A 15,336-nucleotide genomic window follows, 5' to 3' on the forward strand; every position below is an offset into this window, starting at 1 on the left:
AAGGATTTGTCCTACATTTTTTTATGAATTACAGCGGTATTGTGCGCGCTTTAATAGTGGTCTCAACTGGTTCGCGCATTATGGAAGTTGATGATGAAAATAAGAGGATAGAATCACATGAATGTTAATAATTCGAATGTTTACTTTGTTGCCTCGGCGGGCTTTTTGAGAAAACTGGTGGCAACGCCGTTTTTTTTTTGCTGAGCCCCCCACTGTTAGCGGCAACGATCATCGATAACGGGGCAACCCTTGATATTGACGCGACGACCCCGATTATCGATTACCTGGTGCGCAACAACAGCGTGTTGAACATGACTGGAGCAACCACCAACAGCGTTACGGTTCAATCCGGATCGACGTTGAATATTAACGGAGCCACCATTGCTGGCAATCCGGGCGCGCAGGGCATCATGGTCAATAACAGTCGCGCGGTGATCGACAGGGCCGTCGTCACCAGCGACACCATCGGCCTGGCTGTCAACCGACCGAACTCTGCCACCACCGGCTCAACCGTTTCAGTCTCGAACAGTCAGATCAGTGGCGGACGTTTTGGTGCTCAGGTTACCGGGCTGAGCACCCTTAGCCTGGTCAACACGCAAGTGACGGCAACGACTGGCAACGGTGTCGGCATGAGTATTCTCGGTGGCGATGTACGCGCCAGTGCCGACAGCCGAATCATCGGGGCTGTCAACGGTGTGGTTATGGCCAATGACCCTCTCAGAGTGGGAGCCAATTCCCTTGCTCTGGATGGTTCGAGCGTGGAGGGCGTCAGCGGTTCTGCGATTCTCATACAAAGGGGGATCAGCGCAAATATTGAAGTGTTGAACAACTCGGTATTGAGAGCCGGTAATAACACCTTGGTCGATATCCAGGAGGCTTCGACAGCGTCGGTGAACGTGGGCAACAGCCTGTTGGAGGGTAATATCCAAGTCAGCGGCAACAGCACCGCCAACCTCACCTTCGACCAGGGCCGCATGACCGGCGATGTGCTGGTAGAAAGCGGCAGCACCGCCAACGTCACCCTGAACAACCAATCCCAATTCACCGGCCGTCTGGATAACGTCAACGGCGTGACGATCAACAGCCAATCCAACTGGACCCTGACCGGCAACGACTCTATCGGCGCCCTCGCCATGAATGGCGGCACTGTCAGTTTCGGTGCCGCCGATGCCACCACGTTCTACCAATTGAATGTTGGCGCCCTGGCAGGCAACGGTACCTTTGCGATGAAGGGTGACTTTGCCACCGGCGATCGCGATTTCCTGAACGTCAGCGGTGTGGCCACCGGCGATTTCGGCCTGGCCATTCGTGCTTCAGGCGTTGACGCAACGTCGCGTCAACAACTGAATGTGGTGCATACCGGCGCTGGCGATGCACGCTTCTCGCTGGTCGGCGGCCCGGTGGACCTGGGGGCGTTTTCCTATGAGCTTTCGAGTATCACCAACGGTGCCGGCGAAACCGACTGGTTCCTCGACCCCACGACCAAAACCATCAGCCCCGGCGCGCGATCGGTCATGGCGCTGTTCAACGCGGCGCCTACCGTGTGGTACGGCGAATTGACCTCGTTGCGCAGCCGCATGGGCGAGTTGCGTTTCAATGGTGGCCAGCCCGGCGCCTGGGCTCGCACCTACGGCAACAAGTACGACGTGGCCGAAGGTTCGGGCGTGGGCTATCAGCAGACGCAACAAGGCTTTTCCCTCGGCGCCGACGCGCGGTTGGGTGACAGTCAATGGCTGATCGGCGTGCTGGCGGGGTACAGCCAGTCGGACCTGGACGTCACGCGCGGCACCTCCGGCACGATCAAGAGTTACTACCTGGGGCCTTACATCACCTGGCTGGACGCCGACACGGGTTACTACTTCGACGGCGTGCTCAAGTTCAACCGCTTTCGCAACGACTCGAAAGTCAGCCTGAGCGACGGCACCCGCACCAAGGGCGATTACGACAACATGGGCGTCGGTGCTTCGGCGGAGTTTGGCCGACATATCAAACTGGATGACGGTTACTTCGTCGAGCCGTTCACCCAGCTCTCGGCGGTGGTGATCCAGGGCCGCCACTACGATCTGGACAACGGCATGGAGGCCGACGGCGATCGCACGCGTTCGTTGCTTGGCAAACTCGGGGCCACGGCCGGCCGTAACATCGCGCTCAGCAATGGCAACACCTTGCAGCCTTACGTGCGAGCGGCGATGGTCCACGAGTTCGCGAAAAACAATGAAGTGCAGGTCAACAACAATACGTTCAACAACGACCTCTCCGGCTCCCGTGCGGAATTCGGTGTCGGCGTGGCGGCGTCGTTGTCCGAAAAGCTGCAACTGCACGCCGATTTCGATTACGGCAAGGGTGAGCATATCGAGCAGCCGTGGGGGGCGAATGTTGGGGTGAGGTATGCCTGGTAGGGATTGATGGAAAGGGAAACCCCGCATTTTTGCGGGGTTTTTTATGATGGGTTACACCGCGATTATCTCGATGTCGTCGATTTCATAGTCATTCCCAATGCCGGTTTTTACATGACTGTATACATCGAGGGTGACTCGTGCCGTGCTAGCTGTGAAGTTGCCTGACAGGGTGATGAAGCCCATCGACGTGATATTGATAGGGCCCGCTACTGCGGCGCGGTCGGCTCTAATTGATATTTGTGGGAGAGCATACCTTCCATCATATCGAGCGATCTTTATAGAGAAACGATAGCGTTGTTGGGCGCGCAAGTTGGTCAGCGTCTTTTGAATGATCACGCCCAGCGCTTCATCGTTGTGGGTGTAGTTGTTAAGTCGCCAGTCTCCAAAGGCATTGCGCAGGTAGAGATCACGTGCGGCGGAGGACCCAATCTGCCAGCCGTTCCAGGACTGGTTGTTGAAATCCGTAAAGTCCCTGTAGAGCGTGGTTTCTATGGTGAAACTTCGTGCTGGTGAGTTCAGGCCGCTGCCATTGGTACTGCGAGCCGTAATGGTATGAGTGCCGCCAGTGAATGACCGTTGGGGCAGGCTCCAGGTGTTGTTCGATACAGTTACCCGTTGCAACAGAGTTCCCGAGTCATAGAGGTCCACCTGAGTATTGCCGGGGGCGCTGCCCGAGATGGCCACCGAAGTTTGATAGGTGCTGCCGCCCGGACCAATACTGTTGCCGGCGGCGTCAATGACTGAGGTAATGGATGGCGTGACGGCATTCTCCACCCTGAAGGTTCGCGCTGGCGTAGAGACAGCGCCTTCGGCATACAAGGCCAGCGCTGTGAGGGAGTAGGTTTTGACACTCAGGGACCCGGTCACTTTGCTCCAGTCGCCAGAGTTATTGGCCCTGGCGTCGCCCAGTGAGTTGGCGCCGTCGCGCAGGCGGATATTTTGATTGGGGCTGGCCTTGCCACTGACGGTCACCGATTTGTCGTAGGTGACGGCACCCTCAGCGACGGTGCCTCTGGAATCGGTCACGCTGGCAATGGTCGGCCTGACGGCGTTTTCCACTTTGAAGGTGCGTGGCGGCGTTGACACGGGCCCATCGCCATACAGGGCGAGGGCGGTGAGGCTGTAGAGTTTGAGGGTCAGACCGCTGATCGTGTGAGTCCAGCCACCTTGGCCATCCGTTTTCGGTTCTCCCAATGGGGTGGTGCCGTCGAGTATCCGCACGCTCTGGTTGGGGCTGGCGGTACCTGTGAGGGTCACGCTTTTGAGGAAGGTGATGCCGCCCGGGGCGACTGAGCCATAGGCGTCGGTCACGGTGCTGATCACCGGGACAAGGGCTTGTGCGACTGTAAAGTTGCGGGGAGGGCTCGACTCCGGTTCGACGCCGTAAAGTCCCTTGGCGACCAGGCTGAACGCTTTGACTGCCGATGTCGTGTGAGTGTAGGTCCACCTGTTGTTGAGCTCCACGTTCCTTTCTGCAAGCACATTGATGCCGTCCAGAATCCTGACCCGTTGATTCGGGCTGGCTTCGCCCTCAAGGGTAAAGGTCTTGTCGAAGGTGATGCCGTCCTGGGGAATTTCGCCCTTGGAGTCGGTGAGCGAGAGGATGGTCGGTGTGATGGTTTCCACGGCAGTGAACACCTGGGGTGCGGATTCCGGCCGAGTGCCATAGAGGGCGTTGGCGGTCAGGCGATAGGTTTTTAGCGGCATCTCGTTCAGCCAGTAATCCCAGTCGCCGTCGGCGCTCACGTCGAGCACATCAAGTGACGTGGTGGCGTCGAAGAGTTGGATTTTTCTACCCGGGTGAGCCTTGCCCTCAATTCTTACGCGGTCGTCGAACGTAATGCCGTTGGGGGCAATCGGGCCTTTGGAGTCCGTTACCGACACAATCTCAGGCTCGATGGCCCGGCCTACCTCAAGTGTCAGCGTCTCGGAAAAATAATACTGCGCAGGTTTGCCGCGCTGGATACCGTAGCGCACTGCGACGAGTTCACTGATGTTGGGCGTGATGAACCGGGCATCGATTCGGAAATTAATCGGTTTGCCGACAGTGACATTGGTGATGGGGACCGAGGCACGAGTGCTGCCACTGGTGCTCGGGCCTTTCCAGTAGCAGGTCACTTCATCGCCGATAACGGTTGTCGGGTTGTCCACGCGCACGGTGGCGCTGTGGGGAACGGTGGTCGGATCGAGAAAGCCGTCAGGCGCTTCCAGGACGGTGGGCGCCGGGAACTCGCCAGGAATGGCTGCGATCTTGAGGTACAGGTGTTCTGACTCATAGACGCCATACAGGTGCAGGTCTTCCCTGGCCATCCGGTAGACCCGGTAAAACAGTTCGAAGCTGCCGTTTTTCAGGGCCGTGAGGTGTTCGTTTTCGATGTGCAGGGTAATGATTTTTTCCGCTGCGTCGCCTTCACTGACGGTATGGGGATATTCAAAGACATAAGATTGGCCATTGAATTGGCTGCCCGCCCCGATCGTATTGATCAAGTCGCCATTTTTCATGTCGGGGTAGCGGATGTCCACGGTGCCGACGTTGACTTCGGGTTCCAGCGTGTCGCCCTGAGCTTCACGAACGGTCGGTGCCGGTAAATCCATGAACGTACCGACGATATTGGCAAAGGCGCGTTTGGAAGATAGCGGTGGACTGCCGTTTTGCTTGATCAGCAAGTAGGACGCTTCCACCGAGCCGCTGGCAATCGCTCTAAAAAACGCATTAGGCGCCGCAATATCCAGAATCATCGGCGGCTCGCTGAGGATTTGCGCCGGTACGATGTGGGTCAATGTCTGGCCCGCCGAGGTCAGGCCGACGCATTTCATCTCGATGGTGTCGTTAACTTCGAAATCACGGCCCTCAACCAGTATCTGCACCACGACATCGTCGTACCCCAGGGTTTCCAGATCGATCACGCCGCCGGAGGCTTGCTTGATGATCGGCGCTCCCAGCCGCCAGGCGCCGGCGTCGACCGCTACCGTTGTGGGTAGCGACCATTTTTCCGCGTAATTGAGCACTTCATCGAAGACGTCGTACTGCAGCAGCAGCGCGTTGCTGTCACCACCGGCCAGGATCGCCTCCTGGTCGGCCGTTATGACGATGGGCGCGGTGCCCGAGGCCTGATCTTCGGTCACGAGATGGGGTGGCAACAACACGCTGCCCCATGCCACTTGGATGGTGTCACGCAGCGCAATGTACGGGTAGGTGGGGATCGTCACGGGAACGCCTCTTGCGGCCCATTCGGCATCGACGCCGTTTCTGATGACATCCGCCGGCAATTGCACAATGCCCAGCTCTGAATGGCCAGGCAGGTGCGGAAACCTGTCATAACCTCCCGGCCGGTCCAGTTTGACCCGCAGCCGCAGTGCCACCGATGGATCGTCGGGCACGGTCTGACCTTGGCGGGTCAACACGTAATAGCACTCTCCCCAGTCGGGAGTGATGGGCGCGGTGGGCAGGTAAAAGAACAGCGGCTCGTCGATATCGGTGAGCTCAACCTCTCGGGTGAAGATCTTTACATCGTTCCAATAGATGTCATGTCGATCCCTCGCCTGCATTCCGAGATAGGCGGGAATGAAGCTGTATACGCCAGCAGGATGGTCAGAGACGACAGCGATGTTGATCCCGCCATCGGCATTCTCATCGATAAGGGGGTGAACCATTCCGGCAATCCGCAGGGGGAGTAGCGCCAGTGGGGATATTGCGGTTTCTACGCGCGGGAAGAGAAACAGGCTGTAAGCAGTCATGTCACTGGCTCCTTGTCGATCGCGACGTATCAGGCGTCAAATGAATCGGGTCGTTTCATTTGGCGACTAATCGATGGGGAGGGCTACTGTCAGATCTGACAGTGACGACGAGTGGTTGGGGTGTTTTAAGCAAGCCATGGCAGCCTGTGGGAGAGAGCAGGTTGATTCCCACAGGTCGCCAAGTGCTGGGGGCATCCAGCGTCCATGGCTGGCGGTTCAAGGCGCGCGCTTTATTGTTAAATCATCCACGGCGTAATCGTTGCCGACGCCGCTCGCCTCATGGCTGTTGATCATCAGTACGACGGCTGGCGCTGTTGGCGTGAATGTTCCAGCCAGTCTTGTCCATGTGGTTGTCAGTTCGGTGGGCTCGGTCAGTGCACCATATGAAGTGCGTAATGAAAGCGAAGGGGTGGCGCGTCCAACACCGATCCTGATGGCCATGATTGAAAACTCATAGCGCTGCCCAACCTTCAAGTTTGCAATGGTTTTTTGGAGAACGATGCCGTCGGATTGATCAGTGAATGTATTGTTGAACAAGTGCTTGCCGCTCGGGTCGAACCTGATCTCCCAGTCTCGCGGGTCGAGCCCGGGCCCACGCTCCCAGCCTCCCCATTTTTCATCTTCAAAATCCGTAATATCTTCAGTCAGGGTGGCCTCGCCGACATCGAACACCAACGCCTGCGAGTAGCTGCTCCTGGCGGGCGGGCCGACCCGGGCAATGTCATACCAGACCGTGACGATGCCATCCCGATTCGCCTCGATGTGCTCGGCCACAAACCGGGTATTAAGTGTGAAGAGCACGTCCTGGTCAGCGTTGTGAGAGGTGATGTTGATGCTGTCGCGCACCTTGCCGGTCACCGAACCGACCCAGGTGAACGTCACAACGTCCCCGGGTTGGGTCGTTTCGACGGGCCGTGGCACGGTCAGTTGACTCACGCCGTTGGGTAGGTCATCAGGTTCCAGTGCGTTATTTTCCACACCGAGCACAATGGGTTTTGCCAGTTCGGGCCGGGCTTGACCGACTATCAGCAATGCCGCCGGACGGGACCCGCGCCGAATGATCAGGTCGCCTTCGCCTCTGAGCAGGTTGTAAGACAAGGCCAGCGTCCCGCCTTCGAGTATTTTCAGGTGTCGACCGTCAACCGTGATGAAGAAGTCTTGCCTGGCTTCGATTTCCTCAGGCGTCGGAAAGTACCACGCCAACTCTGGCTCGTAGGTGCCGTTACCGGCCAGGGTGCCGGTCCATATCAGCTCGATCGCCATGTCCGGTTTGATAGCGTCATCAAAGGGAATCCTGATAAGCACCTGCAGCAGGTCAGGGTTGATCGCCCCTTGCTGTTCATCTTCAGCAATGGGCGCGGCGAGGCGTCGTGGTTCGCCGATCATATTGATAAAACGACCCTTGGAACGCTGGATGGTTGAACCGCCGCGTTCCAGTTTGTAGGAAAACACTCCTTGGGTTTTCGCCAGTGATCGGGCGCTGGCGTTGGGAAGGGAAACGAAAACCACCGTCGGCGGCTGACTCGAAATGACGCGTCTGACCTCGATGTCCACGGGCTCACCCTCAAGGGAAGTGCCCCGCAGGTTCATGATGATGGTGTCGTTCTGCGCGAAATCATCAATGGATTCGGCCCACACCTGAGCAACGACATCCTCATCGCCCAAGGCCTCCAGATCCAGATTGTTGCCGTTGGTTCCGGCAATGATCGGGGCACGCAACCGTGAGTTGCCGGTATCGACCACGATGCGCGTTTCCTTGCACCAGTCTTCAGACTGGTTGTCCACCAGGTCCCGGACCATGAAAGTCACGGCCAGGCCGTCAGGGCCAGTGTCGTGGGCATCGAGAATGGTTTGTTCATCCACCGTAATGACGATGGGATGGCCGACAGGGTCGTTGATTTGTTCCTGGGTGACGGGCGCCGAAAACACATACTTGCCGCCCCAGCTCAGCGTGCAGACATCGCCCACGGCGATGTTCGGGTAAGGCCTTGCGGTGCCGCTGTCGGGCTTGGCCTGGACAGTGATTTTTACGCCGGCCCTGGCGATGTCCTTGTCGACGCCATCCAGGACAATCTGCGGGTCGATGTACATGTAAAACGCCGAGTGTTGACCCTCGACCGGGTCCAGGTCCTGGCCGCCGGGCAGTTCAAGTTTGACGTAGAGCTTGACCTGCGGCGTGTACGTTTCGGGCGCCTGAGACCGTCGGGTCACCCGGTAGGTCATCTGATAGGCGCCGGTTTGCAGACGCCCTGGCCCGATCCACAAAATCGTCGGTTCGTCCACCTCTGTGGGATCGCTGATGGTGTGTTGGTCAACCGGATTGTTGGCGAGCAACAGTTCGACCTTGTCACCCAATCCCTTCGTGGACCAGATCGGGATGTGAACCTTCAAGCCCTTGTCGGGGAAGTTGCCTTTGGCGGCGGCGAGGTTGATGCCCCACTCGCCGGAAGGCAATTGCGGCTCGGTGCGGCCGGGAATTTCCGGCTCTAGCAGGTAGTCGGTAGCAAGCTGTCTAGGGGGTTGAACAAGCATGACGATCACTCCTGTTTAGCTACCGACACGGAACACCAGTGGGTTCGAGAGGCTGGTTTTACCCGTTGCCTTGCGCCAGATCCGGTACGTTACCGTCACCGTTTTGCCCCGGTTCGCTTCGATGTGTTCAGCAACGAATGCGGCGTTTAGTGCGAACTCGATGTCTTTGCCCTTATTGAGCGCGGTGATGTTTCTAACCTGTTCTGTTTCGCCACTTTGCTCGCCAATCCAGGTGAACGTCAGGATGTCGCCGCTTTCCGTAGGGTTGCTGATTGGGTTAGGGGCAATCAGTTTGGTGACGCCACCGGGCAGGTCTTCGGGCTCCAGCACGCCGTCCTGCTCACCCTGAACGATGGGTTTGACCAATTCGTATTGGCGCTCGCCCACATTCAGTGGCTCTGTGTTCAAGGAGCGGCGGCTGATGATGTCGTCGTTGTCATCCGCCCGCAAATGGTTGTACGACAGCACCAGCGTGCCGCCTTCGAGGGTCTTGAGGTGCTTGCCGTCAACGGGGATGAAGAAGCCTGCTTCGGCCTCGACCTCATCTTCATTCGGTAAATACCAGTCCAGTTCCGGGTTGTAGGTGGTCCCGTTGGCGCGTAGGCCAAACCAGTTGAGTTCTATGGCGTGGTCTACGAGGATGCGCTCGTCGTAGGGAATGTTGACTTCAACACCGGGCAGGTCCGGGTCCAGGGTGTCTTCTTGTTCGTCTTCCACCAGCGGGGCCGCCAGTTGTTCTATCTCCCCGATGATATTGACAAAGCGGCAGTTGGACGATTGAACGGGCGAGCCCCCGCGTTCCAGATCGTAAAAACACATTATTTGAGTCTTGGCCAGTGCACGGGCGGCAACGTTGGGAACGCGCACAGTCATCAGCAAGGGGGGCAGGCTTTCGATTTGTTGACGTACCTGGGTGTTGACCGCTTCACCCTCCGCAGTGGTGCCCATGAAGTTCAGGATGACCCAGTCGTTTTGCTTGAAGTCCTCGACCGACTCGGCCCAGATCTGTACCACCAACGCCTCGCCATTCAGCGCGTCCAGGTGCAGGTTATTGCCGTCGGTGTTGCTGATGATGGGGGCCGGCAGAGACGAGTGGCGCAGCTTGACCTTGATAGGTGCAGGGGTGCACCAGTCGGTTGAAACGTTGTTCACCCGATCCGTGACCCTGAACGTGACGGACAGGCCTTCCGGGCCCGTGTCCTTGGCTTCCAGGATCTTGGCTTTGCTGATGTTAATAACCAGAGGATTGTTTTGCGGATCGTCGATTTGATCCTGAGTGACGGGGTCTGAATAAACGTACATCCCGCCCCAATTTACGATACATACATCGCCCAGGGCTGCGTTGGGGTAGGGGGCCGAGGTACCGGCTCCTGGCTTGGCCTTGATCGTGATATCCACGCCATCGCCGACGTTATCGGCGTTCACGCCATCGCGCAGGATTTCGGGGTCGATGTTCATGTATAACCCGGAGTGCTGACCTTCCACCGGGTCCAGATCCTCGCCTCCGGGCACATCCAGTTTTACGTAGAACTGCAGCGGCGGCTCGAACGTCTCGGCCCCTTGATTGCGCCGTGTGACCCTGTAGGACAACGTTTGTGAGCCTGACTCGAGATCCTCCGGTGCGACCCATAACGTCGTGCGTTCCTCTATTTCGACGGGTTCGCTAATGACGTGGTGGTCAACGATTGTGCCATTCCTCAAAAGATCAACATTGTCACCCAGGCCCTGTTGCGCCCAGACGGGTATCCATACTTTTAGCCCCTTCTCGGGATAGTTGCCTTGTGCGGCAGCAAGGTTGATGCCCCATTCACCGGAAGGCAGTGGCGGCTCCGTGCGGTCAGGAACTATCGGTGCGAGCAATAATTGCGGAGCGAGGTTTTTTGGCGGTTGAACGAGCATGTTCGGCACTCCTGTCAACGGAACGGGGACAGAGTGATTTAAGGGTTTAACCACGGGAACGGGCTACTGTCAGATCTGACAGTTGCGACGAGTGGTCGAGGACTACCGCAAGCCCAACCCTCGAGCGTGGACGGTGCTGTCAGGTTGAGGGGACTCACCTCCGCCATTTAGCTGTTTGGTCCACATTTTGCGGATGATGAATTGGCTGTGAACAGAATTGCTCCAGTAGTACCAGGGGTTAGTGGGCCACCGACCGGCGTATACCGAGTAGATTTCCCGCAATTCGCCAATCGATGGCACGCGTGCGCCTGCTGCGCTTGCGGCGTTGACTATTTGCCCATAGGTGCCAGCGCTCAGGTCGATGCACTGAATGGCGCCCGTGACATTCACCAGATAACGTTTGGATTGACCGACTGTATCCGTCGCCGAGATATAGGCTGAACCTTTGCTGCGCACGGTCACCCGTCCGTTGGATTCGACGACAGCCACCGCCGAGTTGCTGGACGCATAGGTGTAACCGGGTCTGCCGCCAGAGGCGACATGTTGAACCGACGTGCCAGCACCAAAGCTCGGCAAGACGCCACCGACGGCCATATACACCTTGCCTGCCAGTGTGACGGTGCTTTCGTTGAAGTTCAGTGGCGGGATGGGTGACTGTACTGTGAAGCGGCGGGTGTTGGATGTTTGTCCTGTGGCCAAGGCTTTTGCGTTGATGCTATGGCCACCGATCTGAACGTAAATGTTGGTGGCCGACCATTCTCCCGAGGCGTTAGCCGATAGCGTCGACCCTGGAACGTTGTTGTCGTAAATCTGCACCTGATGCGATGGCGTGACACGCCCGGACACGCTTACGGAGCTATCGATGGTGGTGAAGCCGTCCTGCAGTTCTCCCCGGGAGTCCCTGACTGAAGTGATCGTCGGTGCAACGTGCGAGGCAACGGTGAAGACACGTTCCGGGCTGGTTCCGGGATTAACGGTGTATTCGGCGCGAGCCGTGATGCTGTAGCGCTTGGCTGTCAGGCTGTTGAAGTCATACCGCCAGTTGCCGCCAGCATCGATGTTGACCGTTCTTGGGGATGCGCCGCTGTCTAGCAGGGTCAGTCTTTCCCGTGGGGTGGCGCGGCCTTGCATGATCAGCGAGCTGAAGTATGTGGTGGCGTTGTTTTGAACCAGACCGCCAGCGCTGTCGGTGACTGAGGTGATCGTGGGCGCAATCATTGCCGCCACTGTGAAATTCCATGGTGGAGTGGACACCGGTTCGTTGCTGTAGAGGGCTTTGGCGGTCAGGCGATAGGTCTTGTTGAGCGTGAGATTTTTCAGCTCATAGGTCCAGGTGCCGGCGGCGGTGACATTGATCGGGTTTCCTATCGGCACATTGTTATCGAGCAACTGGATTTGTTCGTTGGGGCTGGCTTTTCCGCTCAGGGCTGCCGCCGTGTAGTACGTCGTGCCGCCATTGTTGACGGCTCCCCTGATATCGGTCACCGAGGATATGGTCGGCGTGATGGTTTGCAGAACACGGAAACTTCTAACCGGGCTTGAAATCGGGTCAACGTCGTACAGCGCCTTGGCGGTAATGTTGTGCGCGGCGACGGCCAGCACCGTGAGGTGAAGTTCCCATTTGCCTCTGGCGTCGACATCCAGTGTGCCTTTGGAGACCGCATCGTCCAGAATTTCCACCTTTTGATCCGGGTTGGCGGAGCCGGTCAGGGTCACGACGTTATCGTAGGTCGAACCGCCGGGTGCTACCTGCCCTTTGGAATCGGTAACTGAGTCGATGGTTGGGGTCATGGCGAAGTTGACGGTAAAGGTTCGGGGCTCACTGCTGACGGGGACTGCGTCATACAACGCCTTGGCGTTGATGCGATAGAGGCGTTCGGTCAGGTTTTTGAGTTCACATTCCCACGCACTTGCCGCGTTGACGTCAGCGGTTCCCATCGATTGAGAGGTGGCGTCGAAGAGCTCGACACGTTCGCCCCGGGTGGCGGTGCCCTTGAACGTCACCGCATCATCAAAGGTTGTCCCTCCTTCCTCGATCTCGCGGCGAGAGTCCGATACGCCGGTAATCACCGGCGTTAAATAGTCATAGCGGGTTCTGATGGTCAGTAACAAGGACGGGAATTCAATGGCATCGCGCTCTTCCAGGCTGGCATCGAAGGCCACTTTGCACACCACCGTCGCCGGTGAGCTGTGAGCTGTGAGCCAGTTTCAGCAGTTCGCTGCGCAGTAGGGTTTCGCGCAGGCCGTTACTGGCTTGGCCGGCGGATATTTCCTGACCGTTGAGTACTTCGATGACATATGAAGTTTCGGTGGGCAGTGTGCCATGGACCGCGAGCCAGACCTTTTGCCGGGCGGCGGCGAAGGGCCAGACGGCGACGGTGATCGAGGCGTTGGCCGGGATCTCCATCAGGTCGAGAACATCGTCGCTGGCCTCCGGCACTTGGGGGCGGGGCAGTTCGGTTTCCGGGTCTTGAAAGGTCAGTACCTTGATGTCCCGAGGTTGTGAGGGGGTTCGGACGCCATAGCGCACCACGTCGTAGTCGACCAACACCGAGCGACCAATATTGGCGCCGACCACGGTGGCGGGCAGGTGGAATTGCACGCTGCCGTTCTCGTGCGCCGGCAGTTCCTGGTCGTTGGAGCTGCCGGGGCCTGGTGTGCCGGACCATCGCAAGGCAATGGTGTCCAGTGCGGGCTTCATGCTTTCGTAGCCGGCTTTGACGTCCACGCCGCCCAAGGCCTGCAGCGGGGTCCAGATTACCGCCCGGGGCCTGGATCACCTCGGGCGGGGGCAGTTCGCCCACTAATTCGCCGATCAGCAGGTTTAGCGTGGTCGAGTAGCTGTAACGGTTGGTTGCCGCGCGCCAGAGGGCATAGCGCACCTTGACGTATAGGCCGATGTTGGCAATGACAACCTGCGCGTCCACACGAAAACGAATGGGCTGGCCGACCGTCGGTGCCGTAATAGGCACCGAATCACGGTAGCTGCCGCCGGGGCCTGCGCCGACCCAGTCGCAGGTGAGCATGTCATCCTTGGCCATGCCTCGGTAATCGACCAGTACTGTGACAAAGTTATGTACTTTCGACGGGTCTAGGATGTTCGGCGGGTCGGCCTCGAGAACGATGGGCACCGGCAGCTCGGCACGAATGGACTCGACTCGCACCAGCGCATGTTCGGAATGGCTTATGCCATAGACGTCGGTATCGTCATTCGCTACCCGATAAGACAAGTCCAGCGTGCCGTTTTCGAGAGTCCGGATGTGTTCGCCGCCGACATACATCGTCACAAGCTTTTCCTTCGCTTCATTGGCGGTGACGGTGTGTTGTGCTTCATGCAAGTAGGGTTGGCCGCTGGCCCGGGTGCCGAGCCAGATCAAGTTGATGTAGTCACCACTGACCATGCCAAGGTAGCTGATGTCGACTGTGGCCATCGGCTCGACGGGTTCCAGCGTATTGCCGAGCGCCTCACGGATCACGGGTTCGGGCAATAACGTGATCTGGCCGATGACCGAGGCGAAGGCATGTTTGGACGGCAACGACGGGCCATTATTTTTTTTGTTCAGCACGTAGAAGGCGTCTGCCGAGCCCATGGCGATCGCCCGCATGAACGCGTAAGGCACCGGCAGTTCAAGGATGCTCGGAATGTTGGTCAGGGTGGCCTGTTGCGTATGGACCAACGGCCTGCCGGTATTGGGCGTGCCGATGAACGTCATGATCAGGCTGTCATCGATCTCGAAGTCAGTGGTGGTGATATGGATCTGGACCGTGACGTCTTTTTTACCCAGTTGTTCCAGATCGATGATGCCGTTGTTCGACTCTTTGATGATTGGCGCTTCCAGCCGCGAGGTCCCGGCGTCGACGGCGACTGTGGTGTATTGCGAGTATCTTTCGGCGTAGTTCCACACCTCGTCATGCACGTCGTAGTGAACACGCAGGGCGTTGCTGTCACCAGCGGCGAGGATCGTGGCCTGGTCTGCGGTGATGATGATCGGCTCGCGACCTTCGGCCTGTTCTTGCGTCACCAAATGAGGCGGCAAAAAAATGCGTCCCCACTGCACCGTTATGCTGTCGTGTGCAGCAATGAACGGATAGGTCTGGATGCCCATGGGTACTCCGTTTATTGCCCATTCGGCATCGACCAGATCAAGCTCGGGCGGAAACTGCACGAATTTAAGTTCCGAATGCCCGATGGGGTCGTGTGGTCGCGTATCGCGGCCACCGGGTCTGTCCAGTTTGACCAGCAGTCGCAATGAGATCGACGGATCGTCCGGTACGCTTTCGCCCATGCGGTTCAACTGATACCAGACCTCAACCCAGCCGCGAACGATGAACGCCCTGGGCAAGTAGAAAAACAGCGGCTCGTCGACTTGATCGGGTTGGACCTCGATCAGGTATTTGTGATCGACGCCCCAATGAACGTCGATCCGGTCGCCTGCCTGCATGCTCTGGTACGCGTTGATGGAGCAGAACACGCCAGCGGGGTCGCCCTCTACCGCGGCGATGTTGATCCCGCCGTCGCCACCCTCGACGGGACTGGTCATGCTGCTGATCCGCAGTGGAGGCATGCGCAGCGGGGAAAATGCGGTGTCGAAGCGGGGCAGTAGAAACAAGCTGTGCGCGGTCATGCTATTAGCTCCTCGCCGATTCAAATAAAAGGGTCGATTTATTTGGCGCTGAATCGCAGAGACAAAACACCTGTTAGATCTGACAGTGGCGATGAGTGGTTGGTGTGCAATCCGGCGGATGCGGGCAACAGCGCTGCCGACGA

6 protein-coding genes are annotated in these 15,336 nt (G+C 58.1%); 1 reads left to right on the top strand and 5 read right to left on the bottom strand.

Annotated features, from left to right (window positions below; genetic code table 11):
- Positions 1–359: 359 nt before the first annotated feature.
- On the top strand, positions 360–2,399 hold the full coding sequence (locus V5E99_RS27465) for an autotransporter outer membrane beta-barrel domain-containing protein (RefSeq protein WP_499805467.1): 2,040 nt from the start codon (positions 360–362) through the stop codon (positions 2,397–2,399).
- A gap of 51 nt (positions 2,400–2,450) precedes the next feature.
- Here the strand turns inward: V5E99_RS27465 and V5E99_RS27470 are convergent, their stop codons facing one another.
- The 5 genes from V5E99_RS27470 to V5E99_RS27490 form a co-directional block, all read right to left on the bottom strand.
- Positions 2,451–6,137, bottom strand: coding sequence for a hypothetical protein (locus V5E99_RS27470; RefSeq protein WP_499805469.1), 3,687 nt, complete (start codon positions 6,135–6,137; stop codon positions 2,451–2,453).
- Positions 6,138–6,353: 216 nt separating this feature from the next.
- On the bottom strand, positions 6,354–8,669 hold the full coding sequence (locus V5E99_RS27475) for a hypothetical protein (RefSeq protein WP_499805471.1): 2,316 nt from the start codon (positions 8,667–8,669) through the stop codon (positions 6,354–6,356).
- A 15-nt stretch (positions 8,670–8,684) separates the two neighbouring features.
- The gene (locus tag V5E99_RS27480; protein WP_499805472.1) at positions 8,685–10,568 is read right to left on the bottom strand and encodes a hypothetical protein; all 1,884 of its coding nucleotides are present in this window, start codon (positions 10,566–10,568) and stop codon (positions 8,685–8,687) included.
- Between the two features lie 102 nt (positions 10,569–10,670).
- Positions 10,671–12,731 carry an immunoglobulin-like domain-containing protein gene (locus V5E99_RS27485; protein ID WP_499805474.1) on the bottom strand — a complete coding sequence of 687 codons (2,061 nt, stop codon included), beginning with the start codon at positions 12,729–12,731 and terminating at the stop codon, positions 10,671–10,673.
- An 83-nt stretch (positions 12,732–12,814) separates the two neighbouring features.
- On the bottom strand, positions 12,815–15,193 hold the full coding sequence (locus V5E99_RS27490) for a hypothetical protein (RefSeq protein WP_499805475.1): 2,379 nt from the start codon (positions 15,191–15,193) through the stop codon (positions 12,815–12,817).
- Positions 15,194–15,336 lie beyond the last annotated feature (143 nt).

Origin of the sequence: Janthinobacterium sp. LPB2021202312-11-4 (assembly GCF_037049705.1) — a bacterium.
In the GTDB taxonomy this organism is placed as follows: domain Bacteria; phylum Pseudomonadota; class Gammaproteobacteria; order Pseudomonadales; family Pseudomonadaceae; genus Aquipseudomonas.

Coding starts and splice junctions, on each gene's coding strand:
- V5E99_RS27470 (WP_499805469.1), bottom strand. CDS start 6,137: ATGACTGCTTACAGCCTGTTTCTCTTCCCGCGCGTAGAAACCGCAATA.
- V5E99_RS27490 (WP_499805475.1), bottom strand. CDS start 15,193: ATGACCGCGCACAGCTTGTTTCTACTGCCCCGCTTCGACACCGCATTT.
- V5E99_RS27480 (WP_499805472.1), bottom strand. CDS start 10,568: ATGCTCGTTCAACCGCCAAAAAACCTCGCTCCGCAATTATTGCTCGCA.
- V5E99_RS27475 (WP_499805471.1), bottom strand. CDS start 8,669: ATGCTTGTTCAACCCCCTAGACAGCTTGCTACCGACTACCTGCTAGAG.